We start from the raw sequence: 1,400 nt of genomic DNA on the forward strand, positions 1-1,400 counted from the left end.
CAGTCCTTACGGTCTAGCTTCGTTGCCCTTAGAACGCTCTCCTACCACGGAACCCTAATGGGTTCCATCCACAATTTCGGTAACATGTTTAGCCCCGGTACATTTTCGGCGCAGAATCACTCGACTAGTGAGCTATTACGCACTCTTTAAATGGTGGCTGCTTCTGAGCCAACATCCTAGTTGTCTGTGCAATTCCACATCCTTTTCCACTTAACATGTATTTTGGGACCTTAATTGGTGGTCTGGGCTGTTTCCCTTTCGACTACGGATCTTATCACTCGCAGTCTGACTCCCGGATATAAATCAATGGCATTCGGAGTTTATCTGAATTCAGTAACCCTAGATGGGCCCCTAGTCCAAACAGTGGCTCTACCTCCATGATTCTTAATTCCGAGGCTAGCCCTAAAGCTATTTCGGAGAGAACCAGCTATCTCCAAGTTCGTTTGGAATTTCTCCGCTACCCACACCTCATCTCAGCATTTTTCAACATACATGAGTTCGGTCCTCCAGTGCGTTTTACCGCACCTTCAACCTGGACATGGGTAGGTCACTTGGTTTCGGGTCTACGTCTACTTACTATGGCGCCCTATTCAGACTCGCTTTCGCTACGGCTCCGTCTTATCAACTTAACCTCGCAAGCAAACGTAACTCGCCGGTTCATTCTACAAAAGGCACGCTATCACCCATTAACGGGCTCTAACTATTTGTAGGCACATGGTTTCAGGAACTATTTCACTCCCCTTCCGGGGTGCTTTTCACCTTTCCCTCACGGTACTGGTTCACTATCGGTCACTAGGGAGTATTTAGCCTTGGGAGATGGTCCTCCCGGATTCCGACGGAATTTCTCGTGTTCCGCCGTACTCAGGATACTGCTCTGAGAGATTTTCATTTAGTATACGGGGCTATCACCCTCTACGGCGAGTCTTCCCAGACTCTTCTACTATAAAAATCTTTGGTAACTCAAATGAGCAGTCCTACAACCCCAAGAAGCAAGCTTCTTGGTTTGGGCTCTTCCCTGTTCGCTCGCCGCTACTTAGGGAATCGATTTTTCTTTCTATTCCTGCAGGTAATTAGATGTTTCAGTTCCCTGCGTTTACCTCTATATAACCTATGTATTCAGTTAATAGTAACAGTCGATTAAAACTGCTGGGTTCCCCCATTCGGAAATCTCCGGATCAAAGCTTACTTACAGCTCCCCGAAGCATATCGGTGTTAGTCCCGTCCTTCATCGGCTCCTAGTGCCAAGGCATTCACCATGCGCCCTTGATAACTTAACCTAACTTTACTTAAAGCAAAGTGGTTTTGTTAAGAACTACGTTCTTAACTAATAAAACGCGGTGTTTCTCGGCTTATTGCTTAAAAATTTAATAAATATTATCTAGTTTTCAAAGAACAAATTT

The 1,400-nt window shown here is 45.5% G+C and carries 1 rRNA gene (cut by a window edge); it reads right to left on the reverse strand.

Annotation, left to right across the window (positions count from 1 at the left end):
- Positions 1–1,277: ribosomal RNA gene (locus tag AC1RO3_RS07730) — 23S ribosomal RNA — on the reverse strand; it reaches 1,742 nt to the left of the window's first position.
- Positions 1,278–1,400: the final 123 nt, after the last annotated feature.

The organism is Dellaglioa sp. CoH-57-MRSF-19 (assembly GCF_056781975.1).